General features: G+C 63.0%; 22 protein-coding genes and 1 pseudogene. 11 read left to right on the top strand and 12 right to left on the bottom strand.

Annotated features, from left to right (window positions below; translation table 11 throughout):
* Positions 1 to 143 precede the first annotated feature (143 nt).
* The 3 genes from H7847_RS02960 to H7847_RS02950 all read left to right on the top strand — a co-directional run bounded on the left by H7847_RS02960 (position 144) and on the right by H7847_RS02950 (position 3,330).
* On the top strand, positions 144 to 1,571 hold the full coding sequence (locus H7847_RS02960) for a cache domain-containing protein (protein ID WP_227267898.1): 1,428 nt from the start codon (positions 144 to 146) through the stop codon (positions 1,569 to 1,571).
* The gene (locus tag H7847_RS02955; RefSeq protein WP_227267897.1) at positions 1,568 to 2,224 is read left to right on the top strand and encodes a response regulator transcription factor; all 657 of its coding nucleotides are present in this window, start codon (positions 1,568 to 1,570) and stop codon (positions 2,222 to 2,224) included. The genes H7847_RS02960 and H7847_RS02955 overlap by 4 nt, the downstream gene beginning before the upstream one ends.
* 251 nt (positions 2,225 to 2,475) lie before the next feature.
* The gene (locus tag H7847_RS02950) at positions 2,476 to 3,330 is read left to right on the top strand and encodes a LysR family transcriptional regulator (RefSeq protein WP_227267896.1); all 855 of its coding nucleotides are present in this window, start codon (positions 2,476 to 2,478) and stop codon (positions 3,328 to 3,330) included.
* Here H7847_RS02950 and H7847_RS02945 read toward each other — a convergent pair.
* The 6 genes from H7847_RS02945 to H7847_RS02920 all read right to left on the bottom strand — a co-directional run bounded on the left by H7847_RS02945 (position 3,327) and on the right by H7847_RS02920 (position 9,758).
* Positions 3,327 to 3,539: a hypothetical protein gene (locus tag H7847_RS02945; RefSeq protein WP_227267895.1), complete on the bottom strand. Its 213-nt coding sequence runs from the start codon at positions 3,537 to 3,539 to the stop codon at positions 3,327 to 3,329. The two genes, H7847_RS02950 and H7847_RS02945, sit on opposite strands and share 4 nt — an antisense overlap.
* Before the next feature lie 283 nt (positions 3,540 to 3,822).
* The gene (locus H7847_RS02940; protein ID WP_227267894.1) at positions 3,823 to 4,614 is read right to left on the bottom strand and encodes an FAD binding domain-containing protein; all 792 of its coding nucleotides are present in this window, start codon (positions 4,612 to 4,614) and stop codon (positions 3,823 to 3,825) included.
* Between the two features lie 108 nt (positions 4,615 to 4,722).
* Positions 4,723 to 7,095 (bottom strand): xanthine dehydrogenase family protein molybdopterin-binding subunit, encoded by a 2,373-nt coding sequence (locus H7847_RS02935; RefSeq protein ID WP_227267893.1) that lies wholly within the window; start codon positions 7,093 to 7,095, stop codon positions 4,723 to 4,725.
* 97 nt (positions 7,096 to 7,192) lie between these two features.
* Positions 7,193 to 7,678, bottom strand: a complete 486-nt coding sequence (locus H7847_RS02930) for a (2Fe-2S)-binding protein (protein WP_227267892.1) — start codon at positions 7,676 to 7,678, stop codon at positions 7,193 to 7,195.
* A 113-nt stretch (positions 7,679 to 7,791) separates the two neighbouring features.
* Complete coding sequence (locus H7847_RS02925) at positions 7,792 to 8,793, bottom strand: molybdopterin-binding protein (protein ID WP_227267891.1); 1,002 nt, start codon at positions 8,791 to 8,793, stop codon at positions 7,792 to 7,794.
* Positions 8,790 to 9,758 (bottom strand): XdhC family protein, encoded by a 969-nt coding sequence (locus H7847_RS02920; RefSeq protein WP_227267890.1) that lies wholly within the window; start codon positions 9,756 to 9,758, stop codon positions 8,790 to 8,792. The genes H7847_RS02925 and H7847_RS02920 overlap by 4 nt, the downstream gene beginning before the upstream one ends.
* A 162-nt stretch (positions 9,759 to 9,920) precedes the next feature.
* Between H7847_RS02920 and H7847_RS02915 the strand changes: the two genes are divergently transcribed.
* A complete protein-coding gene (locus tag H7847_RS02915) occupies positions 9,921 to 10,157 on the top strand; it encodes a BolA/IbaG family iron-sulfur metabolism protein (RefSeq protein ID WP_227267889.1) in 237 nt (78 codons plus the stop codon).
* 64 nt (positions 10,158 to 10,221) lie between these two features.
* Entirely contained in the window at positions 10,222 to 10,584 is a 363-nt protein-coding gene (grxD, locus tag H7847_RS02910; RefSeq protein WP_227267888.1) for a Grx4 family monothiol glutaredoxin, read from the top strand.
* 35 nt (positions 10,585 to 10,619) lie between these two features.
* Here the strand turns inward: grxD and H7847_RS02905 are convergent, their stop codons facing one another.
* Positions 10,620 to 11,033 carry a cell division protein ZapA gene (locus tag H7847_RS02905; RefSeq protein ID WP_227267887.1) on the bottom strand — a complete coding sequence of 138 codons (414 nt, stop codon included), beginning with the start codon at positions 11,031 to 11,033 and terminating at the stop codon, positions 10,620 to 10,622.
* On the bottom strand, positions 11,033 to 11,524 hold the full coding sequence (locus H7847_RS02900) for a hypothetical protein (RefSeq protein ID WP_227267886.1): 492 nt from the start codon (positions 11,522 to 11,524) through the stop codon (positions 11,033 to 11,035). The genes H7847_RS02905 and H7847_RS02900 overlap by 1 nt, the downstream gene beginning before the upstream one ends.
* 286 nt (positions 11,525 to 11,810) lie before the next feature.
* Between H7847_RS02900 and tkt the strand changes: the two genes are divergently transcribed.
* Positions 11,811 to 13,856 carry a transketolase gene (gene tkt, locus H7847_RS02895; protein ID WP_227267885.1) on the top strand — a complete coding sequence of 682 codons (2,046 nt, stop codon included), beginning with the start codon at positions 11,811 to 11,813 and terminating at the stop codon, positions 13,854 to 13,856.
* Positions 13,857 to 13,898: 42 nt separating this feature from the next.
* On the opposite strand, the gene H7847_RS02890 is transcribed toward tkt, so the two are convergent.
* Entirely contained in the window at positions 13,899 to 14,870 is a 972-nt protein-coding gene (locus tag H7847_RS02890; protein WP_227267884.1) for a DUF808 domain-containing protein, read from the bottom strand.
* Between the two features lie 221 nt (positions 14,871 to 15,091).
* Between H7847_RS02890 and gap the strand changes: the two genes are divergently transcribed.
* Positions 15,092 to 16,093, top strand: coding sequence for a type I glyceraldehyde-3-phosphate dehydrogenase (gap, locus tag H7847_RS02885; RefSeq protein ID WP_227267883.1), 1,002 nt, complete (start codon positions 15,092 to 15,094; stop codon positions 16,091 to 16,093).
* A gap of 117 nt (positions 16,094 to 16,210) precedes the next feature.
* The gene (locus H7847_RS02880; protein WP_227267882.1) at positions 16,211 to 16,354 is read left to right on the top strand and encodes a hypothetical protein; all 144 of its coding nucleotides are present in this window, start codon (positions 16,211 to 16,213) and stop codon (positions 16,352 to 16,354) included.
* An 83-nt stretch (positions 16,355 to 16,437) separates the two neighbouring features.
* On the opposite strand, the gene coaD is transcribed toward H7847_RS02880, so the two are convergent.
* The 3 genes from coaD to H7847_RS02865 all read right to left on the bottom strand — a co-directional run bounded on the left by coaD (position 16,438) and on the right by H7847_RS02865 (position 18,421).
* Entirely contained in the window at positions 16,438 to 16,941 is a 504-nt protein-coding gene (gene coaD, locus H7847_RS02875; RefSeq protein WP_227267881.1) for a pantetheine-phosphate adenylyltransferase, read from the bottom strand.
* An 87-nt stretch (positions 16,942 to 17,028) separates the two neighbouring features.
* The gene (locus H7847_RS02870; protein WP_227267880.1) at positions 17,029 to 17,463 is read right to left on the bottom strand and encodes a CBS domain-containing protein; all 435 of its coding nucleotides are present in this window, start codon (positions 17,461 to 17,463) and stop codon (positions 17,029 to 17,031) included.
* A gap of 61 nt (positions 17,464 to 17,524) precedes the next feature.
* Positions 17,525 to 18,421: a LysR family transcriptional regulator gene (locus H7847_RS02865; RefSeq protein ID WP_227267879.1), complete on the bottom strand. Its 897-nt coding sequence runs from the start codon at positions 18,419 to 18,421 to the stop codon at positions 17,525 to 17,527.
* A 141-nt stretch (positions 18,422 to 18,562) separates the two neighbouring features.
* Here H7847_RS02865 and H7847_RS02860 point away from each other — a divergent pair, with 141 nt between their 5' ends.
* The 3 genes and pseudogenes from H7847_RS02860 to mmsB all read left to right on the top strand — a co-directional run bounded on the left by H7847_RS02860 (position 18,563) and on the right by mmsB (position 22,065).
* Positions 18,563 to 20,062 (top strand): CoA-acylating methylmalonate-semialdehyde dehydrogenase, encoded by a 1,500-nt coding sequence (locus H7847_RS02860; protein WP_227267878.1) that lies wholly within the window; start codon positions 18,563 to 18,565, stop codon positions 20,060 to 20,062.
* A gap of 80 nt (positions 20,063 to 20,142) precedes the next feature.
* A pseudogene (locus tag H7847_RS26940) lies at positions 20,143 to 21,108 on the top strand (enoyl-CoA hydratase/isomerase family protein); the annotation flags it as partial.
* Between the two features lie 75 nt (positions 21,109 to 21,183).
* On the top strand, positions 21,184 to 22,065 hold the full coding sequence (mmsB, locus tag H7847_RS26935) for a 3-hydroxyisobutyrate dehydrogenase (RefSeq protein WP_319799743.1): 882 nt from the start codon (positions 21,184 to 21,186) through the stop codon (positions 22,063 to 22,065).
* Positions 22,066 to 22,180 lie beyond the last annotated feature (115 nt).

The following is a 22,180-nucleotide window of genomic DNA, read 5'->3' as shown; positions in this document are numbered from 1 at the left end:
CGTAGATTGGGCCCCTAACTGCAGATTTAACACTTTTTTCATCCTCCTTAACGCCGATTACCATGCGGAAATCTTCATTTGCAGACCCATTCACCGTGCAGGCAGGCCTTTGATTCGAGCGAATTTGGTCGTACCAAGAAGGTATGAAGCGTTTTTGGTCCCTTTTTCGCCCCAGCTACGCGCAGAAACTGTCGCTGGTGGCAACGGTGCCGCTGATTACGGCGGTGGCGGCCATTGCCATGCTGGTGGCGGTCCAGTCGCGCGCGCTGGCGGACCGCGAAATTCGCGCGCTCGAGGCGCAGTTGCTCCAGGCCAAAAAGATCGAGCTGCGCAATTACGTGACCCAGGCCCGGAATGGTTTTTACTTCATCTATGGCAACGCGGCCCCCGATGACACGCAGGCGCAGGATCAGGTGGCGCAAATCCTGTCCGCGATGATCTACGGGTCGGATGGATTCTTTTTTGTCTATGACTATGACGGCAATAACCTTGTCAGCCCGCGCCAGACCGAACGGATCAATCGCAACTGGATCGACGAGACCAACAGCGAAGGCACCTATGTGGTCGCGCGTCTGATCGATATTGCCCGGCAGGGCGACGGCTATCTGACGCATCTGTGGCAGAAACCCTCCAGCGGCGAAGAGGCCAAGATGATAACCTATGTCACGAGCTTTCCCAGCTGGCGGTGGGCCGTGGGCACCGGCGTTTTCATCGATGATGTGCTCGCAACCGTGGCCACCGCACGGGCCGAGGTCGAAGCACGGGTGCAGCAGACGTTTCTTTACATCGGGGCCATTACACTTGCGGCCTTGCTGGTGGTGTTCCTCACCGGCATGCTGCTGAACATTCGCGAGCGCAGGCTGGCCGATGCCAAGCTAAAGCGGCTCACGCAACGCGTTCTCGACGCCCAGGAAGAGGAGCGCGGGCGGGTCGCGCGGGAACTCCATGACGGGATCAGCCAGATCCTTGTCGGCGTCCGCTACGCCCTGGACACCGCGCGGCGCAAGCTGGACCGCGGCGACCCGACCGCCGCCGTCCCACTGGGCAAGGGCATCGAAACGCTGGGCGAGGCGATCTCGGAGGTGCGGCGCATCAGCCGCGACCTGCGTCCGGGCATGCTGGACGATCTGGGGCTCGGACCCGCGATCAAGAACCTGACGGAGGCCTTTGGCGAGCGCACCGGGCTGTCGACCGATTTCAGCACCGTGGTGTTTCGCAATCGGCTCGACCCGGAGGCCAAGATCGCGCTTTACCGGATCGCGCAGGAGGCGTTGACCAACATCGAACGGCACGCCCGCGCCAGCCATGTCAAGGTGGACCTGCGCGGCCATGCCAAGGGGGCCACCTTGCGGATCGAAGACAACGGTTGCGGATTTCACAGCGACCCCGATGTGCCGTCGATGGGACTGGGCCTGCGCAACATGCAGGAGCGGGTCGATCAGTTGGACGGGCAGTTTCGCGTCTTCAGGCCGCGCAAGGGCAGCGGCACGGTTGTCGAGGTTTCGGTCCCGCTGTCGCATCTCTTGCCGCCCGAACCGGAAGAGCCAAAATCCCGAAAGCAAGCCGCATGACACAGATCCCTGCCCCTTTTGTCAAAGTGATGATCGTGGACGACCACCCGATGGTTGCCGAAGGCATTCAGTCCATTCTGGAAAGCTACGACGATTTGCGGGTCGTCGGCACCTGCAACGCGGCGCGCACAGCGATCGAGCAGCTGGACAGTCTGGACCCGGACGTCATTCTGATGGACCTCAACATGCCGGACATGGGCGGCTTGACCGCGACCGAGATCGTGCTGGAGCGCCGCCCCGGCACCCGTATCCTGGTGCTGTCGATGCATGACAGTCCAGAGTACATCTCCTCTGCGCTGAGCCATGGGGCGATGGGCTACATCCTCAAGGACGTGCCCACCGACGAGATCAAACAGGCCATCGATGCGGTCATGGCCGGCCAGCGGTATCTCTGCACGGGGGCAAGCGGCTCGCTGAACCCCAAAAAGGACGAGGGGCGCGAGGCGCTCACGGGCCGCGAGCAGACCATCCTGCTGCAACTGGCGCAGGGCAAGTCAAACAAGGATGTGGCTCTGGCGCTCGACATCTCTGTACGCACGGTGGAGACGCATCGCAAGAACATCAAGCGCAAGCTGGGGATTTCCAGTACGGCAGGGCTGACCCGCTATGCGATGGAGCATGGGGTGCTACAGGGCACGGGAGTGAGTTTCTGACACGAATCGGGGCCCTCTGATCCGCGTCAGAACGCGCAGGCCCAAGGTGACAATGCGGTGACGCGGACGCAAGTCGACTTGCATTTTTGCAAAGTATTCCTGCTCCTTTTCATATTCCGTCGTTGCGATAGATTGGGTAGGCAGGGGCTGAAGGATGGGCATCATGGTGGATCTCCTGTGGTCTGCAGATCAAAGGTAGAGGGTCGCCCACCGCCTGTTCAGCCCTCCAAATCGGATGTGGACTTTCACAAATGAAAACCCGGCCTGACTGGAATGACATCGCCTATTTCTCGGTCATCGTGCGGACAGGCGCACTGGCGCCGGCGGCCCGCGAGCTGGGGGTCAGCCCGGCCACGCTCAGCCGCCGGATGAAGGCCTTTGAGGCCTCCCTGGGGCGGCGGCTGTTTCTGCACGGGGCCGAGGGCTATACCCTGACTGCCGACGGGGTTGCCCTGTCGGACCGAACCCGCAGCATGGAAGAGGCCGCCCGGCAGATCACCCTGTGGCGCGATGCGGCGCAAGGGCCGGTGCCGGTGCGCATTTCCGCAGGCACCTGGACCGCCTTCGATCTCGCTGAAGGGCTGCCGGAGTACTGGAGCCCAACGGCCCCCTGGGTGCCCGAATTCATGTATTGTGACCGTGATCGCGACATCGCCCGGCGCGAGGTCGACATCGGCATCCGCAACCGGCGTCCCGATCAGCCCTGGGTGGCGCGCCAACAGATCGGCTGGGTGGAGTATGCCGTCTACGCCAGCCATGAAACGGTCGAGGGGTGGATCGGCCCTTCCTGGGACACCGCTCTGACGCCGTCGATCCGCTGGGTCCAGGAGCATCACGGGGACCGGATCGTGACCAAGGCCAACAGCCCTCATCTGGCCGCAGCCTTGGCCCGCGCCGGCATCGGTCGGGTTGTGCTGCCCACCTTCATCGGGGAGCGCATGGCCGGGCTAACCCCCCTGTCAGACCCCATCGAGGATCTGCGCAGCCCGCAATGGCTGGTCTCGCACCACGAGGCCCGCGACGAGCCGCCGATCCGCGCCGCGCTGGATGCCATAGGCGACTATCTTCGGCGGCGACAACCAAAACAGGGGTCAGGACAAACCTAGAGGAGGTCGATGTTGGCATCACGGGCCGACTGGAAAAGGTCTGTAAGGCCCCCGAAAACTTTGACGATCCGGCAGATCTGTCCTTCAAAGGCCGTGTCAGCAGCATAGTCAGGACCGTTGGCATTCAGCAGCCGCCAACGCTGCACTGTTCCGGCATAGCGCGCCCCGGTGAACCCGCCTGCGGCAATCTCTGCAGGAAACCGTGGCACATTGGTTTTCAGAAAGCCAGAACATCTGCCTCTACATCCCGCAGGCATGCAAGGATCGGACCGGTCGCCTTTGCCTCACAATAGTCACCCGCTCTTTCCAGGCAGGCAGATTGCATATGTGTCAAAAACACAGGGTCAAGACTGTCTACCGCCCTGACACAGGCAACGAGGTCTGGTCGCGGAACATTATCCTGGGCTGCGGCATCTGACCCCAGACAACAAAAAAGAGCCACCAACCACAGGTGGCTCCTTTTTGATCCGGCAGCAAAATCGCCTCTCGGGATCACGCAGCGCTTGTGACGGCTCTCTTGGTCATCACACCTACCAGATGCGCGCGATAGGCAGCCGTACCGTGCAGGTCGCTGATCATGTCGTCATCCGAAATCGACAGCCCCCCGAGCGCCTCTGCAGAGAAATTCGCGGAAAGCGCCGCTTCGGCGTCTGTCCAGCGGAACACACCGTCGTTGCTGGCCCCGGTGACAGCCACGCGCACGCCGTCACCGAACTTTGCCACGAAGACACCCACAAGGGCAAAGCGCGAGGCAGGCTGCACGAACTTCTGGTAGTTGGAGACCTCGGGCACCGGGAACCGGACCTCGGTGATGATCTCGCCTTCTTCCAGATCGGTGGTGAACATGCCCTGGAAAAAATCATCTGCTGCAATCTCTCGGGCATTGGTCACAATCGTGGCCCCCGCGCCCAATGCCGCCGCCGGATAGCAGGCCGAGGGGTCGTTGTTGGCCAGGCTGCCGCCGATGGTGCCACGATTGCGTACGGCGGGGTCGCCGATGTGGCTGGCAAGACCCGAAAGACCGGGAAAACTCTCAGCCGTGGCTTTGGCCACCGCGGCGTGGGTGGTCCCGCCGCCGATGGTGATCTGGCCGTCATCGGTACGGCACACGCCTTTCATCTCGGCAATCCCGCTGAGGCAGACCAGCACCGAGGGGCTCGCCAGCCGTTGCTTGAGCGTCGGGATCAGCGTCTGCCCACCGCCCAGTGCCTGCGCGTCCTCACGCCCCAAGGCCGCTACCGCATCAGCAACGGAACCGGGTGTCTCCACTTCAAAATTGTACATTCTGTCGTCCTTTCCATCAGCCGGTCCGAGCGTGCATGCCACCCTCGCCCGGCTCAAAAACCCGTGGGCGGCGCAAGAGGTTGCCCTCTTGCATCCGCCCGGCTGTCGTCATCCCTGCATCGCCGCCCAGACCCGGGCCGGGGTCGCGGGCATATCGAGGTGATCCACCTTGTGCCCGCCCGACTGCAAGGCATCGATGATCGCATTGATGACCGTGGGCGGTGACCCGATGGCACCCGCCTCCCCGCAGCCCTTCACCCCGAGGGGGTTGTGCGTGCAGGGGGTCTGGCAGGAATGATCCACCACGTAATGGGTCATTTCCGGCAGGTTGTCCGCCCGTGGCATCGCGTAATCCATGTAGGAGGCGCTCAGCAACTGGCCGTTTTCATCATAGGTGCAATTCTCCAGCAGCGCCTGACCGATGCCCTGCGCGATCCCGCCGTGCACCTGACCCTCGACGATCATCGGGTTGATCACATTGCCGAAATCATCCGCAGAGGCAAAGCGTTCAATGCTCACCTCGCCGGTGGCCGGGTCCACCTCCACCTCGCAGGTATAGGCCCCTGCCGGATAGGTGAAGTTGCTAGGATCATAGAACGCCGTCTCCTCCAGCCCCGGCTCGATGTCCTCCAGCGGATAGTTGTGCGGCACGTAAGCGGCCAAGGTCACATCGCCCCAGGCCACGGATTTATCCGTGCCCGCCACCGAGAACGCGCCGTCCTTGAGCTCGATATCGCTCTCGGAGGCTTCCAGCAGGTGGCTGGCGATCTTCTTGGCCTTGGCGATGATCTTTTCCGTCGCGCGCACCATGGCCGAGCCGCCCACCGCGATGGAGCGCGAACCATAGGTGCCCATGCCCATCGGCGTGTTGGCGGTGTCCCCATGCACGATCTCGATCATGTTCTCATCGATGCCGATCATGTCGGCCACCACCTGCGCAAAGGACGTCTCATGCCCCTGCCCGTGACTGTGGCTGCCGGTCATCACCACCAGACCGCCGGTTGCATTGACCCGCACCGTGGCGCTCTCATAGAGCCCCGCGCGCGCGCCCAGCTGGCCCACGAGATTGCTGGGCGCGATGCCGCAGGCCTCGATAAAGCAGTTGATGCCAAAGCCGCGCAGCTTGCCCTTGGCCTCGCTCTCCTTGCGCCGCGCGGCAAAGCCGTCGCGATCCGAGAGCGCCAGCACCTTGTCCATCGTGGCGTGGTAATCGCCGGTGTCATATTCCACCGCCACCGGCGTGGCGTAGGGAAACTCGGTGATGAAGTTCTGCCGCCGCAGATCCACCGGATCAACGCCCAGCTCGCGGGCGGCCTTGTCGATCACCCGCTCCAGCTGGAAGGTCGCCTCGGGCCGGCCCGCCCCGCGATAGGCATCCACCGGCACGGTGTTGGTAAACACCGCCTTCACGTTCACGTAGATCAGCGGCGTCTTGTAGTTGCCCGCCATCAGCGTGCCATGCAGCCAGGTCGGGATCGAGGGCGCGAAGGTGCTCAGATAGGCGCCCATATTGGCGAATGTCTCGGTGCGGACGGCGGTGAAATTATGCTCCGCATCCAGCGCCAGCTCGATCTTCGTCACGTGATCGCGCCCATGGGCGTCCGACATGAAGGCTTCCGAGCGGCTCGACGTCCATTTGACGGGCCGGTTGCAGGCCTTGGCGGCGAAGGTCACAAAAGCCTCTTCCTGGTAGTGGAAGATCTTGGTGCCAAAACCGCCACCCACGTCCGGGGCCACCACGCGCAGTTTATGTTCAGGTATGCCCAGCACGAAAGCGCCCATCAGCAGGCGGATCACATGCGGATTCTGGGAGGTGGTATAAAGCGTGTGATCCTGCGTGCCGCGGGCATAGTCGCCCACCGCCACGCGTGGCTCCATCGGGTTCGCGACCAGCCGGTTGTTCACCAGCTCCAGCGTGGTCACATGGGCGGCCTTCTCGAAGGCCTCATCCGTCGCGGCCTTGTTTTCCTCCACAAAGCCCCAGTCATAGCAAAGGTTTGAGGTCAGATCGTCATGCACCTTGACATCGTCACTGGCCACAGCGGCCTTCATGTCGATCACAGCGGGCAGCTCGGTAATGTCGACCTCGATGGCCTCGGCCGCATCGCGGGCCTGCTCCAGCGTATCAGCGACCACGGCCGCGATCGGCTCGCCCACATGGCGGACCTTGCCGTGCGCGAGGATCGGATGACGGGGTTCCTGCATCGGTTCGCCATGCTTGTCGGTCACCTGCCAGCCGCAGGGCATGCCGCCCACAGCCTCGAAGTCTGCCCCGGTAAACACCTTGACCACGCCGGGCATCGCCTCGGCGGCGGCGGTGTTCACCGCATTGAGCGTGCCGTGGGCCACGTCAGAGCGCAGAAAGAACACATGTGCCTGTCCGCGAATATTGATGTCATCGGTATAATTGCCCGCCCCTGTCAGAAACCGGACGTCTTCGCGGCGCTTTGAGCTGGCGCCGATGCCTCCATCTTTTGGCATGTCATTCCTCCCTAGACTGCGGTGAGCGTGCCCTCACCAGACTGCACCGGTTGACGGCAGCGGGGCCTTCCGACCCCGCACCGCCCGGCGCTCATGCTTATTCTGCGGCGACCGCGGCCACGTCCTGACCAGAGGCCGCCATGATCGCCTTGACGATGTTATGATACCCTGTGCAGCGGCAGATGTTGCCCTCGAGATAATCGCGCACCTCCGCCTCCGAAGGCTTGGGGTTCTCTTTCAGCAAAGCCGCCGCCGACATGACCATGCCAGGTGTGCAGAACCCGCATTGCAATCCGTGATGATCCTGAAACGCCTGCTGTATCACGTTGAGCGACCCGTCGGCATTGGCCATCCCTTCGATGGTGGTGACCTCGGTCCCCGCAGCTTCGGCGGCCAGAATGGTGCAGGCCTTCACCGCCTCCCCATCCACATGCACAACACAGGCCCCGCACTGGCTGGTGTCACACCCCACATGGGTCCCCGTCAGATTGAGCGTTTCGCGCAAAAAAGCCGATAGCAGCGTGCGACCTTCTATATCGCCGGTCGCGGCTTTTCCGTTCACGGTCATTGTGACCTGCGCCATAGTTTCCTCCCTGGACATGTTGCCGTTTGGCGCGAGTTAAGCATGTGCCATCGCCATTGAGAACCAAAAACTTTGACCAACATCCGAAAGTATCGGGATAAATCGCCACAGCCCTAGCGCGGGCGGCGACCCCGGCGCGGCTGCGGACGGCTCGGGATTTCCTTGAGCAGGCCGCCCACGCCCATGGCGGCGATGTCTTGGCCCGTGACCTCAAGCCCGCAGATCACCCGTGCCATGACCCAATCGGCCCCGTTGAGTGCCGGGGCGCGGGCGCAGCCCGGCAGACCGATGACGGGTTGGCCCCGCAGACTGCCGATAAAGAGCAGGTTGCCCGGATCCACCGGCATGCCGAACCGGTCGACCTGCCCGCCTGCGGCGCGGACCGCTGCCGGGGCCACGTCCTCCGCGTCCGAGGTGGCCGACCCGGTGAGGATCAGCGTGACATCGCTGGTATCTGCGACAAGGGCCGCGGCCAGAGCGTCCGTGTGGTGCGGGACCAGAATGGGGGCGGCAATCTCAAGCCCGAAGGCTGCAACCCGATCCGCGATAGCCCGCCAGCCCTTGTCTCCGGCACCACCGTCGATCTCGCTGATGATGAGCCGCGCGGTCTTGACCGCAGGCGGCACAAGCCGCAACCCGCGCTGCGCCACGGCACAGGCCCGAGCCAGCGCCTCGGAGGGCACCGCGTAGGAGATGATCTTGATCGTCGCCACCATCCCGCCGCCCTGCATCTGCTGATAGGCGGGCACCGTGGCAATGGTGATCATCGGATGAATGCCATTCACCGCTTCGATGGCCGCCACATTCAGCTCCACCACGCCCGGTCCCTGCGCAATCAGGTTGACCCGCCCGGTGAAAGGCTCTGTCAGGTCCAGCCCCTGTTGATCGGGCGCGGGCACAAAGGCCTGGGCCAGCGCGCGGGCGGCCGCATCCTCGTGGATATCGCCCGGCTCCAGTTGCGCCACGGTGACTTTGGTCAGGCCCGCCTGAGCCAGCGCCTCGATATCTGCGTCCGCCAGGGTCCGCCCCTTGCGCAAGCGCCCCCCGGGGGTCGCGACAGAATGGGCCAGAATCGCACCGCGCGCCTCGGCCAGAGAAACCGCGCCGAATTTCACGCGCCGCGCCTCAGGGTCCGGGTCATCTCCGCCAGGATGGACACCGCGATCTCCGGCGGGCCGGCAGCGCCGATGTCCAGACCGATCGGGCCGTGCACGCGCGCAATCTCTTCTGCCGAAAACCCGGCCTCTTCAAGCCGGGCAACCCGTGCCGCATGGGTGCGCCTGGACCCCAGAGCCCCGATGTAAAAACACCCCGAGCGCAGGGCCAGATGCAGGGCCGGGTCATCAAGTTTGGGGTCATGGGTCAACAGCACCAGCGCCGTGCGCGTATCGAGACCGATCTCCTCAAGCGCCTCGTCCGGCCACTCCGCGACAATTTTTTCACCCGGAAACCGCGCCTCTGATCCAAAGGCCCCGCGCGGGTCGATGAGGACCGGATCATACCCCGCCACCCGCGCCATGGGCACCAGCGCCTGGGCAATATGCACGGCCCCGACAATCGCCAGCCGCAGCGGCGGGTTGTGAATGCCGACAAAGACCTCACCCTCTTTCTCAAAACCGGACCGGTCCATCGCGAACCGGTCTGCATAGCTGTCGTGCACCAGCCGCCGGGTGCCGGAAGAGACCGAGACTTCATAGCCAACCGGGGTTCGGCTGGCGCGGGCCGCCACCAGCGCTTCGAGCAGATCGACAGGCAGAACCTCGCCGACAGGCTCCACCAAAACCCGGATCGTGCCGCCACAGGCCAGCCCGACCGCAAAGGCATCCCCGTCGCTGACGCCGTATTCGAGCAATTTCTGAACGCCCTGCTCCAGCGCCTCTGCCGCCTCGAGCACCACGGCCCCTTCGACACAGCCCCCCGAAACCGATCCCTGCATCTCGCCATCGCCGGCGATGACCAGCTGCGCGCCGGTGCGGCGCGGTGCGGATCCCCAGGTCTCCACCACGGTGGCCAGAACGGCACCCCGGCCCGCCCGGTGCCATGCAAGGGCCTGTTCCGGCGCGTTATCAAATACATCCATGACGTTTCTCCTCTGGCGAAGTATGGCGCAGCCAGCCGGGCTTGTCTGCCCGAAAGTCCGCAGGGCCCCCGCAGATTTATCCATGCCTTGCGCCAAATTGATCCCTTGTTCCCGTGCGCTTGTCCGACTACATCTATCAAGAATAGGAGATGGAGCCGCTCTATGCCCATGCAAGCACACGAAATCGAAGAGCTTTTGCGCGAAACCTTTCCTGATGCCAAGATTCAGGTCGAGGGTGATGATGGCGTACATATGGCCGCCATGATCGTGGATGAAAGCTTTCGCGGCAAGAATCGTGTTCAGCAGCAACGCGCTGTTTATGCGGCCCTCAAGGGCAAGATGGACGGCGCAGACGGCGAACTGCATGCGCTGGCCCTCACCACCCGCGCGCCAGACTGACAAACACATCAATCAGGCTGCCAGAAACCGCGGCGGCCACCGATAGCTTCAAGGACCCTGTACCATGACCGATGCAACTACCCAGATCCAAGACACTATTTCCGCCAGCGACGTTGTGCTGTTCATGAAAGGCACAAAGGAGATGCCACAATGCGGGTTTTCAAGCCGCGTGGCGGGCGTGCTCAATTACATGGGCGTGCAGTTCTCTGACGTGAATGTACTGGCCGATGACGCGATCCGTCAGGGGATCAAGGATTTCTCCGACTGGCCGACGATCCCGCAGCTTTATGTCAAGGGCGAGTTTGTGGGGGGATGCGACATCATCACCGAAATGACCCTGTCGGGCGAACTCGATACCCTGCTGGAAGAAAACGGCGTCGGCTTTGACAAGGATGCCGCAAACAAAATCCGCGAAGCAAACGGCTGATCCGTCCCGGCCAAAGTGCCGCAGGCGGGGCTCTTTCAGGTCACGCCCAGTTTTGCTTGGCCTGCGGCTTTTTCCTCGACAGAGGCCGCAAGCGCCTCGGCGCGGGCGGCAAGCTCTGCCAGCGTGTCGGTGACACTTTGGGGCACCACCGGAACCTCGACCTTCTCGGGCGCTGTCTGCGCGGCCTTCAACGCGGACAACTCCGCCTGCGCGTCATCGAGCTGGGCCTGCACTTCAGAGACGCGGTCTTCCACACTGGCGGTCTTGTCGGCCAGCATCAACCCGGCCATCAGCAGCATGCGCGCCTCTGGCATGCGACCCACCTGATCCGACAGCACCTGTGCCTCGTCATCCAGCATGCGGGCGGCGGTGCGAAGATAGTGCTCCTCCCCCGCCTGGCACGCCACGTCAAAATCCCGACCGCCAATAGATACACGTACCTCCGGCATCAGCCTGCCTCCTCTTCTTCCAATGAGCCCGAACCCGTATTCAACAGCGGGGTCAGGGCGGTGATAATCTCCTGCGCCTCGGCCATCTCGGCGCTGCGCATGGCCCGGATCGATTCAAGCTCCGCCATCATCGACTGGTTGATCAGATGCGGCTCTCCGACACCCGCCGCATTGGCCTCGCGCAGCGCTTCGCAGGCCTCGGTCAGCATGCCGTTGGCCTTGCGCAGCTGCTGAAGCTCGGTGTCCAGCGCCGTCAGCCGTTCGGTGGCGGCCTGCGTTTTTGCCTCCATCGCCGCAACCGCCTGCTCCTGACGCTCTCCCAGCACGCGGACCCGTTCGGAAAGCTGCGCGTTGACCTCTTTTTCTTCCTCCAACGCGCGGGCAAGGGCCTCCGCTTCGCCTGTATCTGCCTGGCTTATCGCTTCAACACCCTGCGCCACGCGGTCCATCGCCGCCATGATCCGGCTGTTCAGCTCTTCAATATCACTCATGCCCACCTCATTGCCTGACGCCCCTCGGAGCGCCCAAGAAAGACCATTGCCTGGCCACGAATCGACGCCCCGTTGCCCCACCGTACCCCTATCGCGTCAGCACAACAAACCCGCTTTTGAGCCACATCAAAGGCTTGCGCGAAAGTCTTCATGTGTTGTGCCAAAAGCCGCTGGCAGACGCCCTTGATCTTTGCGGGCGGGCTGATATGCAACCCGCAAAGACCCAAGACAAGATCAAAGAAGGCCCGCGCCTCGGGCCACAAGCCGACAAAGGAACCCCCCCGACGTGGATCTCAAAGCCCTCGCCGCCGCGAACCCTGACCACTGGTCCAAAGCCAATGCGATACGTGCCCTGACGCTGGACGCCGTCGCCGCCGCAAACTCCGGTCATTCCGGCATGCCCATCGGTATGGCCGACGCGGCAACGGTTCTGTTTGAAAAACATCTGAAATTCGACCCCACAGCCCCCGATTGGCCCGACCGCGACCGGTTCATTCTCTCGGCAGGCCACGGCTCCATGCTGCTGTATGCGCTGCTGCACCTGACCGGCTACGCCGACATGACGCTGGAGCAGATCAAGAATTTCCGCCAATGGGGGTCCATCACTGCAGGTCATCCCGAATATGGCCACGCCACCGGTATCGAGACCACCACCGGCCCGCTGGGACAGGGCATTTCCAACGCCGTGGGCTTTGCCATGGCCGAAGAGATCCAGCGCGCACATTACGGCAAGAAGGTCGTGGATCACTACACCTACGTCATTGCAGGCGATGGCTGCCTGATGGAAGGGGTCAGCCAGGAGGCCATTACACTGGCCGGGCGGCATCAGCTCGCCAAGCTGATCGTGCTCTGGGACAATAACAACATCACCATCGATGGGCCCGTCACCCTGTCGGACCGCACCGATCAGGTCGGGCGGTTTGTCTCCGCAGGCTGGGAGGTGATCGAGATCGACGGCCACAACCCGCAGGAAATCGACGCAGCCCTCACAACGGCCAGAAAGAGCAAGCAGCCCACAATGATTGCCTGCAAGACGCATATCGCACTGGGACATGCTGCGCAGGACACCTCCAAGGGGCATGGCGCGCTGACCAACGCCGAGCAGAATATCGAGGCCAAAGCGGCCTGGGGCTGGAAGACCGGGCCTTTCGAGGTGCCGGGCGACGTGCAGGCCGCCTGGAAGGCCATCGGCGCGCAAGGCAAATCAGCGCGGCGCGCCTGGGAAGAGCGCTTTGACACCCTGCCCCGCGGCAAGCGCGAGACCTTCAACCGGGCCCATGCGCTGGACGTGCCCAAGAAACTGAGCGCCACGATCAAGGCGTTCAAAAAGCAGATGTCGGAAACGGCGCCCAAGCTCGCGACACGGGCCAGCTCTGAAAAAGTGCTGGAGGTGGTGAACCCGATCATGCCCGAGACCGTGGGCGGCTCTGCGGATCTCACCGGCTCGAACAATACCAAGACCGGGGACCTGGGCGTTTTCGACGTGGACAGCCGCGGCGGGCGCTATGTCTACTGGGGTATTCGCGAGCATGGCATGGCCGCGGCGATGAACGGCATGGCACTGCACGGGGGATTGCGCCCCTATGGCGGCACCTTCATGTGCTTTACCGATTACGCCCGTCCTGCGATGCGGTTGGCCGCGCTGATGAAGATCCCCACCGTGTTCGTGATGACCCATGACAGCATCGGCCTGGGCGAGGATGGCCCGACACACCAGCCCGTCGAACATCTGGCGATCAGCCGCGCGACGCCCAACACCCATGTGTTCCGCCCCGCCGATACCATCGAGACGGCGGAAGCCTGGGAACTCGCGCTGAGCAGCAAGACAACGCCATCGGTGCTGTCCCTGACCCGTCAGGGATTACCCACCGTGCGTACCGAGCACAAGACCCGCAACCTCACCGCGCAGGGCGCCTATGTGCTGGCAGAGGCCGAGGGCAAACGTCAGGCAATCCTGATGGCCACGGGCTCGGAAGTGTCGCTGGCGCTGGCCGCCCGCGACATCCTGCAGGCCGAAGGGATCGGCACCCGTGTCGTCTCCATGCCCTGCTGGGAGCTTTTCGAAGAGCAGGACGAAGCCATCCGCAAACGCGTCCTGCCCGGTGGGCCGGTGCGGGTCGCCATCGAGGCCGGCATTCGGTTCGGCTGGGACCGCTGGCTCTTTGGCGAGCGGGGCAAGCGCGAGAAATCCGGCTTTGTCGGGATGCACGGTTTCGGGGCCTCGGCGCCTGCGGACACGCTCTTTAGGGAGTTCGGGATCACCGCCGAGGCGGCCGCGCAGAAGGTCCGCGACCTGCTGGCGGGCAAATGGCAGCCTGATCCGCGGGTCTGAACTCTGACGGCGGGCGCGTCCCGCCGTCAGCCCTCCCTCACCTCAGGCCCGCGCGAACACCCTGCGCCACAGCGGGGTGACAAGCTTCTCGCCCACCGGAATCAGCGCCATCCCGAGCGCCAGTCCGAAAAGGCCATCCAGCGTCGCCTTGGCGGCCCATTCACCGAAGGCTACCGCCCCCGCTGGCAACGCATGCCCGATCATATAGGCGATGTCGTGGATCAGGTGGCCCGGGAACCCGGCCCCCAGCACCTCAAGCCCGTGGATCACGATGGAGCCCCCGACCCAGAGCATGGCAGCCGTGCCGATGATCGTGAGGGCTTTCATCACGTAGGGCATCGCCTTGACGATACCGCGCCCCAACCCGCGTGTGACGGCCAACTGGCCCCTGGCGACCATCGCAAGACCCACATCATCGGCCTTGACGATCATCGCCACAGCCCCGTAGACGGCGACCGTGATCATGATGGCCACGGCGGCGAGGGTTGCCGCCTCCATCCAGAAGGTGCTTTCGGGGATCGCCGCCAGCGCGATGGTCATGATCTCCGCCGACAGAATGAAATCGGTCTTGATCGCCCCGGCGGCTTTCTTTTCTTCCAGATGGGCGGGGTCTTCGGGCTCTTCGGCGGCGGCGGGGTGGTCGGTGTGCCCGTGCCCGCCGACCCCCAGCACATGCGCCACCTTCTCGGCCCCCTCGAAGCAGAGATAAGCCCCCCCGATCATCAGCAGCGGGGTGATGCTCCAGGGCGCGAAATGATTGAGCGCCAGGCCAATCGGCAACAGATAGACCAGCTTGTTGATGAAGGAGCCCTTGGCAATGCGCCAGATGATCGGCAACTCGCGGTCGGCGGAAAATCCCTGCACGTATTTCGGGGTGACGGCGGCATCATCGATGACGGCGCCTGCCGCTTTGGACCCCGCCTTGGCCGCCTGTCCGATCACATCGTCGACGGAGGCTGCCGCCACTTTCGCGATCCCTGCCACATCGTCCAATAGCGCCAAAAGCCCGCTCATATGCCGTCTCCCTGTTCGACCGACTCTCTTCGGTAACGGGCGAGGTAGATTGTTGTTCCCGCGTTGACAATAATCTCCCTGAGCGTGCGTTAGCCCAAACATTTAGCTGCACTGCAGCACGTTTAACGCTAACACACGGAAAACAAGGGCGTTTACCCATTTCCCGAAGGGCCCAGAGCAGGTATAGAAGGCGCAACGAAAACCTTCGGAGCGCATCAGCCATGAGCATCAAAGTCGGTATCAACGGGTTCGGTCGCATCGGCCGCTGTACCCTGTCTCACATTGTGAGTTCTGGCCGCAACGACGTCGACGTCGTGGCGATCAACGCCACCGGACCGCTGGCAACGGCGGCCCATCTCATCAAATACGACAGCGTCCACGGCCGCTTTCCAGGCGAGGTCGTGACCAGTGCCAACAGCATCGATCTTGGCCGTGGCCCGATCCGCGTGATGTCGAGCTATGACATGCACGAGCTTGACTGGGAGGGCGTCGACGTGGTGCTGGAATGCACCGGCAAGCACAATGACGGCCTGAAAGCCAAAGCCCACATCGAGCGCGGCGCGGAACGTGTGCTGATCTCCGCCCCGGCCAAGAACGTAGACCGGACGGTGGTCTTTGGCGTGAACCACCGCGACCTGATTGCCAAGGATGCCGTGATCTCGAACGGATCCTGCACGACCAACTGTCTGGCCCCGCTGGCCAAGGTTCTGGATGAGGCGATCGGGATCGAACGGGGTATCATGACCACGATCCACTCCTACACCGGCGATCAGCCGACGCTGGACCGCCGCCACGATGATCTCTATCGCGCGCGGGCCGCCGCGATGGCGATGATCCCGACCTCAACCGGCGCCGCGAAGGCTCTGGGTGAAGTGCTGCCAAACCTGGCCGGCAAGCTCGATGGCACGGCCATGCGGGTGCCCACGCCCAATGTCTCTGCCGTGGATCTGACCTTTGAAGCCGCGAGGAACGTCACCGTCGAAGAGGTCAACGCCGCCCTGCAGGCAGCAGCACGCGGCCCCATGTCGCGCGTGCTGGCCTATGACGCGGAGGCCAAGGTCTCGATCGACTTCAATCACACCGAACACAGCTGCATCGTGGCCCCCGACCAGACAAAAGTTGTCGGCGGCAAAACGGTGCGGGTGCTGGCCTGGTACGACAACGAATGGGCTTTCTCTGCACGGATGGCCGATGTCGCTGTGTGCATGGGACGGCTGGGCTAAACCGGACGGGTATCACGCAGCAAGGCTTGCGGGTGGCGCGTGACGCTGGCATAGGGCGCAGGCGGCCTCCAGGGGCGCGCTTGCCCGATTGAGCCGCAGAGCCGGAAAGAAGCCGTCATGACAAACCGCATCGCTGTCTATCTCGGGGCATTCCTGATCGGTATGATCCTGTTGGACATTTTGGTGTTCGGGACGGAACACATCGTTTTTCTGACCAAGAAGCTGCTGGAATTGATCGAATGGATGGCCTTCTGGCGCTGAGACCGCGCGTCGGCTGGCGGCTCCATTTGACTGTTGGAAAAGCCGCGCCCCGCTCAAACCAGCCTGCCCATCCCCGACCGCGCTCAGCCACAGACCTTCTGGATCTTGCCCGAAAGGGCGGCATTGACCTCGGGCGTGACGAATTTGCTGACATCCCCGCCGAGGCGGGCGATTTCCTTGACCAGTTTGCTCGCGATCGCCTGATGCTGCGCCTCCGCCATCAGAAACACCGTCTCGATCGTGTCATCAAGCTGACGGTTCATCCCCACCATCTGGTATTCATATTCAAAGTCGGCCACCGCCCGCAGCCCCCGCACGATGACCGATGCGCCGACATCACGGGCGCAGTCGATCAGCAGGTTCTCGAAGGGGTGCACGGCAATCTCAAGACCCGTCCGCTTCGCGATCTTGACCGATTCTGCTTCGACCATCGCAACCCGTTCCTCAAGATTGAAAAGCGGCCCCTTGTCACGATTGATCGCAACGCCAATCACCAGCTTGTCCAGCAACGCGCTGGCCCGCCTTATGACGTCAAGATGCCCTAAAGTGATCGGGTCAAAGGTGCCGGGATAGAGGCCAACGCGCATCGGGCTCTCCTGTCTTGGGACGGATGGCTCACCCGACCATTATTTCTGTTGTATTGCAACCCGTTAACGGCGCGTACCGCTATGCCATCAGTGACCCATGATCATACCTTCGAGGGCGTCTTTCTCCATCGCGAGTTCCATCAGCCGCGCCTTGACCACATCGCCGAGAGAAATCAGGCCCAGCAGGGTATCGTCTTCGATCACCGGCATGTGGCGAAAACGTCCCTCCGTCATCTGTTTCAATATCTCGTCGGATCTGTCGTTCACGCTGCAGGTGACCAGCTTGGAGGTCATCAGCGTATCGACCGTACGGGTCAGACATCCCGCCCCCCGGGCCCCGATTTCGCGGACGATATCACGCTCTGACAGGATGCCGTCCGCCGTCTTGCCTGTGCGCGACACAACCACGGTGCCGATACCCTTGTCTGACAGAATACGCGCGGCTTCCGCCACCGTGATGGAAGGGGAGACACTCACAACATCGTGTAGTTTTTTGGTTTTCAGGATTTGCGAGACAAGCATAGGACACCTCTTGGTAAACGAGTTGTGATCCCGCTCAGGGTCACCGTAAAGTTGTTTTCTGTCAAGCCAGCGCTTCGAGACGGGCGACTTCCGCCCTTACACCGACACTGAGCGCATCGGCAAACCGGGTCAGCCGGGCATTGCGGCGGTCGTCTTCGTGGCGGATCAGGTAGAAGGCCCGGGTCAGGCTGACCACCTCCACCAGAATGCGCCGCACGCCTGACGCGGCAGGCAGGGCAAAGTCATGCACAATTCCCACCCCGCCCCCCTGACGAATGAAATTGAGCTGAACGGAGACGGAATTTGACGCCAGCGGCACCCGCGTGATCCCAAGGTCGGCCAGATAATCCAGCTCGCGGTCAAAGATCATGTCGGGGATATAGCCGACCATCCGGTGGGCGCGCAGGTCAGCGCCGCAGGTGATCGGCGGGTTTGTGGAAAGATAAGCCTCCGAGGCGGCCAGATGCAGGTGGTAGTCGGTGATTTTCTGCACGATCAGCCGCCCGGCGGTGGGAGCGCTGACGCCGATTGCCATATCCGCCTCGCGCCGGGAGAGGTTAAACACACGTGGCAAGGCCACGATCTGAATTTCGAGGTCGGGGTTTTCCAAGGCAATCGCAGCACAGACCTGCGGCAGCAGATAGTTCGCGGCCCCATCCGGTGCCCCGATGCGGATCTGGCCCTTTAGCCGGTCGCCCTGCGCCGGGATATCCGCGACGGCCGCCCGCATGGCCGTCTCCGCCTGTTCGGCACGCAGCAGAAGCGCGGCCCCGGCGTCCGTCAGCGCATAGCCCTGCGGCGACTTGGAGAACAACGTGGCCTGCAGCGCCGCCTCCAGCTTTTGCATACGACGCCCCAGGGTGGCGGGGTCAAGACGCAAAAGCCTGCCGGCGCCGGACAGGCTCTGCGTCCGCGCAACGGCCAGAAACAGCCGCAGATCATCCCAATTGCTGTGCAAGCGCGCCGCCTCCATTTTGCAAAAATGCAAAACCACTTTGCCTTCTTTCCTCTTTCGGACGGGTTTTTGCAAGACTAAGCTTTGTCCAACACGCGAAAGCACCCCGGCGCTCCGGCCTTTCGCCTCAGCAAGGAGAGACCGATGCAAGAACTCACCCATTACATCGACGGCACCCACGTCAAAGGCATCTCTGGCCGGTTTGCCGATGTCATGAACCCTGCGACCGGTGAGGTGCAGGCCAAGGTGCCGCTCGCCTCGTCCGACGAGGTCGCCAAGGCGGTTGAAATTGCGGCCAGGGTGCAACCGGCCTGGGCCGCCGTGAACCCGCAGCGGCGGGCGCGGGTGCTGATGAAATTCGTGGGCCTTCTGAACCGTGACATGGACAAACTGGCCGAAGCATTGAGCCGCGAGCACGGCAAGACCCTGCCCGATGCCGCCGGCGACGTGCAGCGCGGCCTTGAGGTGGTGGAATACTGCATCGGCGCCCCGCATCTGCTGAAAGGGGAATACACCGACAGCGCCGGTCCGGGGATCGACATGTACTCCATGCGTCAGGCTTTGGGGGTGACGGCGGGCATCACCCCTTTCAACTTTCCCGCAATGATCCCGATGTGGATGTTCGCCCCGGCGATTGCCTGCGGCAACGCCTTCATCCTCAAACCGTCGGAGCGCGACCCCTCGGTGCCGTTGATGCTGGCCGAACTGATGGAGGAAGCGGGCCTGCCCAAGGGCGTCCTGCAGGTGGTCAACGGCGACAAGGAAGCGGTCGATGCGATCCTGCATCATGACGTGATCCAGTCCGTAGGCTTTGTCGGCTCCACCCCGATTGCCGAATACATCTACGGCACCGGTTGTGCCAATGGCAAACGCGTGCAGTGTTTCGGCGGGGCCAAGAACCACATGATCATCATGCCGGATGCGGATATGGATCAGGCTGCGGATGCGCTCATCGGGGCGGGCTATGGCGCGGCGGGCGAACGCTGCATGGCCATCTCGGTCGCCGTGCCGGTGGGCGATGAGACCGCAGACCGGCTGATCGAAAAGCTGGTGCCGCGGATCGAAAAGCTCAAGGTCGGCCCCTACACGGCGGGCAATGACGTGGATTACGGCCCCGTGGTCACCGCCGCCGCCAAGGCCAATATCGAACGTCTGGTGCAGACCGGCATCGATCAGGGGGCCAAGCTTGTGGTCGATGGGCGCAACTTCAACCTTCAGGGCTATGAGGACGGGTTCTTTATCGGGCCGCATCTTTTTGACCACGTCACAAAGGACATGGACATCTATACCCAGGAAATCTTTGGCCCCGTGCTGTCGACCGTCCGGGCCGAAAGCTATGAAGAGGCGCTTGGCCTCGCGATGGATCATGAGTATGGCAACGGCACCGCGATCTTTACCCGCGATGGCGATGCGGCGCGCGATTTTGCCAACCGGGTCAATGTGGGCATGGTGGGCATCAACGTGCCGATCCCGGTGCCGCTGGCCTACCACACCTTTGGCGGCTGGAAGAAATCCGTCTTCGGCGATCTGAACCAGCACGGACCGGACGCCTTCAAATTCTATACCCGCACGAAAACCGTCACCGCGCGCTGGCCCTCGGGCATCAAGGAAGGCGGCGAATTCTCCATTCCGGTCATGGAATAGAGCCGACAACGCGGGGGGCCGGTAGAGAGATCGCCGGTGCCCCGCCGTTCATCCTATGTCAGGCACGACAGGAGCCCGCGATGACCGATATCTCAATCCGCACAGCAGGACAGGCCGGGCGCATTACATTGAGGCGCCCGCAGGCCCTGAATGCGCTGACCTATCAGATGTGTCTCGACATCGAAGCCGCCCTGGACCGTTGGCGCAATGACCCGGGCGTTGCCCATATCGTGCTGGATGCCGAGGGCGACAAGGCGTTTTGCGCGGGCGGCGATATTGCCGAGCTCTATGAGACCGGGCGCGCGGGCGATTTCGCCTACGGCAGACGGTTCTGGGCGGATGAATACCGGCTGAACGCCAAGATTTTCAACTACCCCAAATCTGTCGTTTCGTTCCTGCAGGGGTTCACGATGGGCGGCGGGGTCGGGCTGGGCTGTCATGGCTCGCACCGTATTGTCGGGGAAAGCAGCAAGATCGCGATGCCCGAATGCGGGATCGGGTTGGTGCCGGATGTGGGCGGCTCGCTCATGCTGGCACTGGCCCCCGGCCGGTCCGGCGAATTCCTGGGCACCACAGGCTGGCGCATGGCCGCGGCGGATGCGATCTACGCGGGCTTTGCCGATCATTTTATCCCTGAGACGGCATGGCCGGACCTGACAACAGCGCTGGAAACAGGCGGCATCCCCGATGACATTCTGACCAGCGCTGCGGACCCCGGCGCTGCCAGGCTTGACGCCCTGCAAAGCGACATCGACCGCCATTTTGCCGGCGAGACCCTTGGGGATATTCTGACAACGCTGGAACAGGACGACAGCCCCTTTGCCATCGACACACGGACCACGCTCGCGCGCAATGCACCGCTGGCGATGGCCTGTACGGTTGAGATCCTGCACCGGCTGCGCGGCCCGTCCCTCTCCATCCAAAAGGCGCTGGAGCTGGAATACCGCTTTACCGCGCGCGCGATGGAGCATGGCGATCTTCTGGAAGGCATACGTGCCGCGATCATTGACAAGGACCGGTGCCCGCAGTGGCAATTTGCCAACCAGCGTGTCCCCGCGATCGCGGTCAGCAAGATGCTGATGCCGCTGGGCAAAGACGCACTGAAGCTGGAGGAGAACGCGATGACACACCCAAAGATCGGCTTTATCGGGCTGGGAAACATGGGCGCACCGATGGCCGCAAATCTGGCCAAGGCAGGCATGACAGTCACGGGCTTTGACCCGGCAGGCACCACCGCCAAGGGCGTTGCGGCGGCAAACAGCGGCCCCGAGGCGGTGCACGACGCGGATGTGGTGTTGACGATGCTGCCCGATGGCGAGATCCTGCGCGCCGTCGCGCAGGAGCTTTTGCCCCAGATGAAGCCGGGGGCCCTGTTTCTGGATTGCTCGACCGTCGATGTGCAAAGCACGCGCGACGTGGCCCGGCAGGCTGCCAGCCACGGCCTCAACTTTGTCGATGCGCCGGTCTCTGGCGGCGTCGGCGGGGCAGCCGCCGGCACACTCACCTTCATGGCCGGCGGGTCGGAGGCCGCCTTTGCCGCGGCCCAACCGCTCTTTGACATCATGGGGCAAAAGGCGGTGCATTGCGGGGCGGCGGGGGCCGGACAAGCGGCCAAGATCTGCAACAACATGATCCTCGGGGCGACCATGATCGCCACCTGCGAAGCCTTCGCGCTGGCTGACAAGCTGGGGCTCGACCGTCAAAAAATGTTTGACGTTGTCAGCACATCCTCTGGCTACAGCTGGTCGATGAACGCCTATTGCCCGGCACCGGGCGTGGGCCCACAGAGCCCGGCTGACAATGGCTACAAGCCCGGTTTCGCAGCGGAACTGATGCTCAAGGATCTAAGGCTCTCCCAACAGGCGGCGGAAGCTGTGAACGCCGATACCCCCATGGGGGCCCGCGCGCTGGAGCTTTACCGTCAATTCGTCGAAGACGAAGGGGGGCGCGGTCAGGATTTCTCCGCCATGCTGCCGCGGTTCGCGGATCGCGACCGGCGCTGAATGACCCTCGGCGAAAGACCGCCGAGCAGACAAAACGCCCATGGCTTTTGCATCCTCCCGCGCCTTGTAACCCGACCAGCAATCCCCATATCCCGATTGAAACAATCAGGATTAG

This window comes from Roseobacter weihaiensis, from assembly GCF_020622345.1.
Lineage (GTDB): Bacteria > Pseudomonadota > Alphaproteobacteria > Rhodobacterales > Rhodobacteraceae > Roseobacter > Roseobacter weihaiensis.
Note: the sequence above shows the minus strand (reverse complement) of the source record. Positions and strands in the feature narration are given on the sequence as shown.

Coding starts and splice junctions, on each gene's coding strand:
- H7847_RS02915 (WP_227267889.1), top strand. CDS start 9,921: ATGCCCATGCAAGCACACGAAATCGAAGAGCTTTTGCGCGAAACCTTT.
- H7847_RS02890 (WP_227267884.1), bottom strand. CDS start 14,870: ATGAGCGGGCTTTTGGCGCTATTGGACGATGTGGCAGGGATCGCGAAA.
- mmsB (WP_319799743.1), top strand. CDS start 21,184: ATGACACACCCAAAGATCGGCTTTATCGGGCTGGGAAACATGGGCGCA.
- grxD (WP_227267888.1), top strand. CDS start 10,222: ATGACCGATGCAACTACCCAGATCCAAGACACTATTTCCGCCAGCGAC.
- H7847_RS02950 (WP_227267896.1), top strand. CDS start 2,476: ATGAAAACCCGGCCTGACTGGAATGACATCGCCTATTTCTCGGTCATC.
- H7847_RS02870 (WP_227267880.1), bottom strand. CDS start 17,463: ATGCTTGTCTCGCAAATCCTGAAAACCAAAAAACTACACGATGTTGTG.
- coaD (WP_227267881.1), bottom strand. CDS start 16,941: ATGCGCGTTGGCCTCTATCCCGGCACCTTTGACCCGATCACTTTAGGG.
- H7847_RS02940 (WP_227267894.1), bottom strand. CDS start 4,614: ATGTACAATTTTGAAGTGGAGACACCCGGTTCCGTTGCTGATGCGGTA.
- H7847_RS02955 (WP_227267897.1), top strand. CDS start 1,568: ATGACACAGATCCCTGCCCCTTTTGTCAAAGTGATGATCGTGGACGAC.
- H7847_RS02860 (WP_227267878.1), top strand. CDS start 18,563: ATGCAAGAACTCACCCATTACATCGACGGCACCCACGTCAAAGGCATC.
- H7847_RS02905 (WP_227267887.1), bottom strand. CDS start 11,033: ATGCCGGAGGTACGTGTATCTATTGGCGGTCGGGATTTTGACGTGGCG.
- H7847_RS02935 (WP_227267893.1), bottom strand. CDS start 7,095: ATGCCAAAAGATGGAGGCATCGGCGCCAGCTCAAAGCGCCGCGAAGAC.
- H7847_RS02920 (WP_227267890.1), bottom strand. CDS start 9,758: ATGGATGTATTTGATAACGCGCCGGAACAGGCCCTTGCATGGCACCGG.
- gap (WP_227267883.1), top strand. CDS start 15,092: ATGAGCATCAAAGTCGGTATCAACGGGTTCGGTCGCATCGGCCGCTGT.
- H7847_RS02880 (WP_227267882.1), top strand. CDS start 16,211: ATGACAAACCGCATCGCTGTCTATCTCGGGGCATTCCTGATCGGTATG.
- H7847_RS02930 (WP_227267892.1), bottom strand. CDS start 7,678: ATGGCGCAGGTCACAATGACCGTGAACGGAAAAGCCGCGACCGGCGAT.
- H7847_RS02960 (WP_227267898.1), top strand. CDS start 144: ATGAAGCGTTTTTGGTCCCTTTTTCGCCCCAGCTACGCGCAGAAACTG.
- H7847_RS02900 (WP_227267886.1), bottom strand. CDS start 11,524: ATGAGTGATATTGAAGAGCTGAACAGCCGGATCATGGCGGCGATGGAC.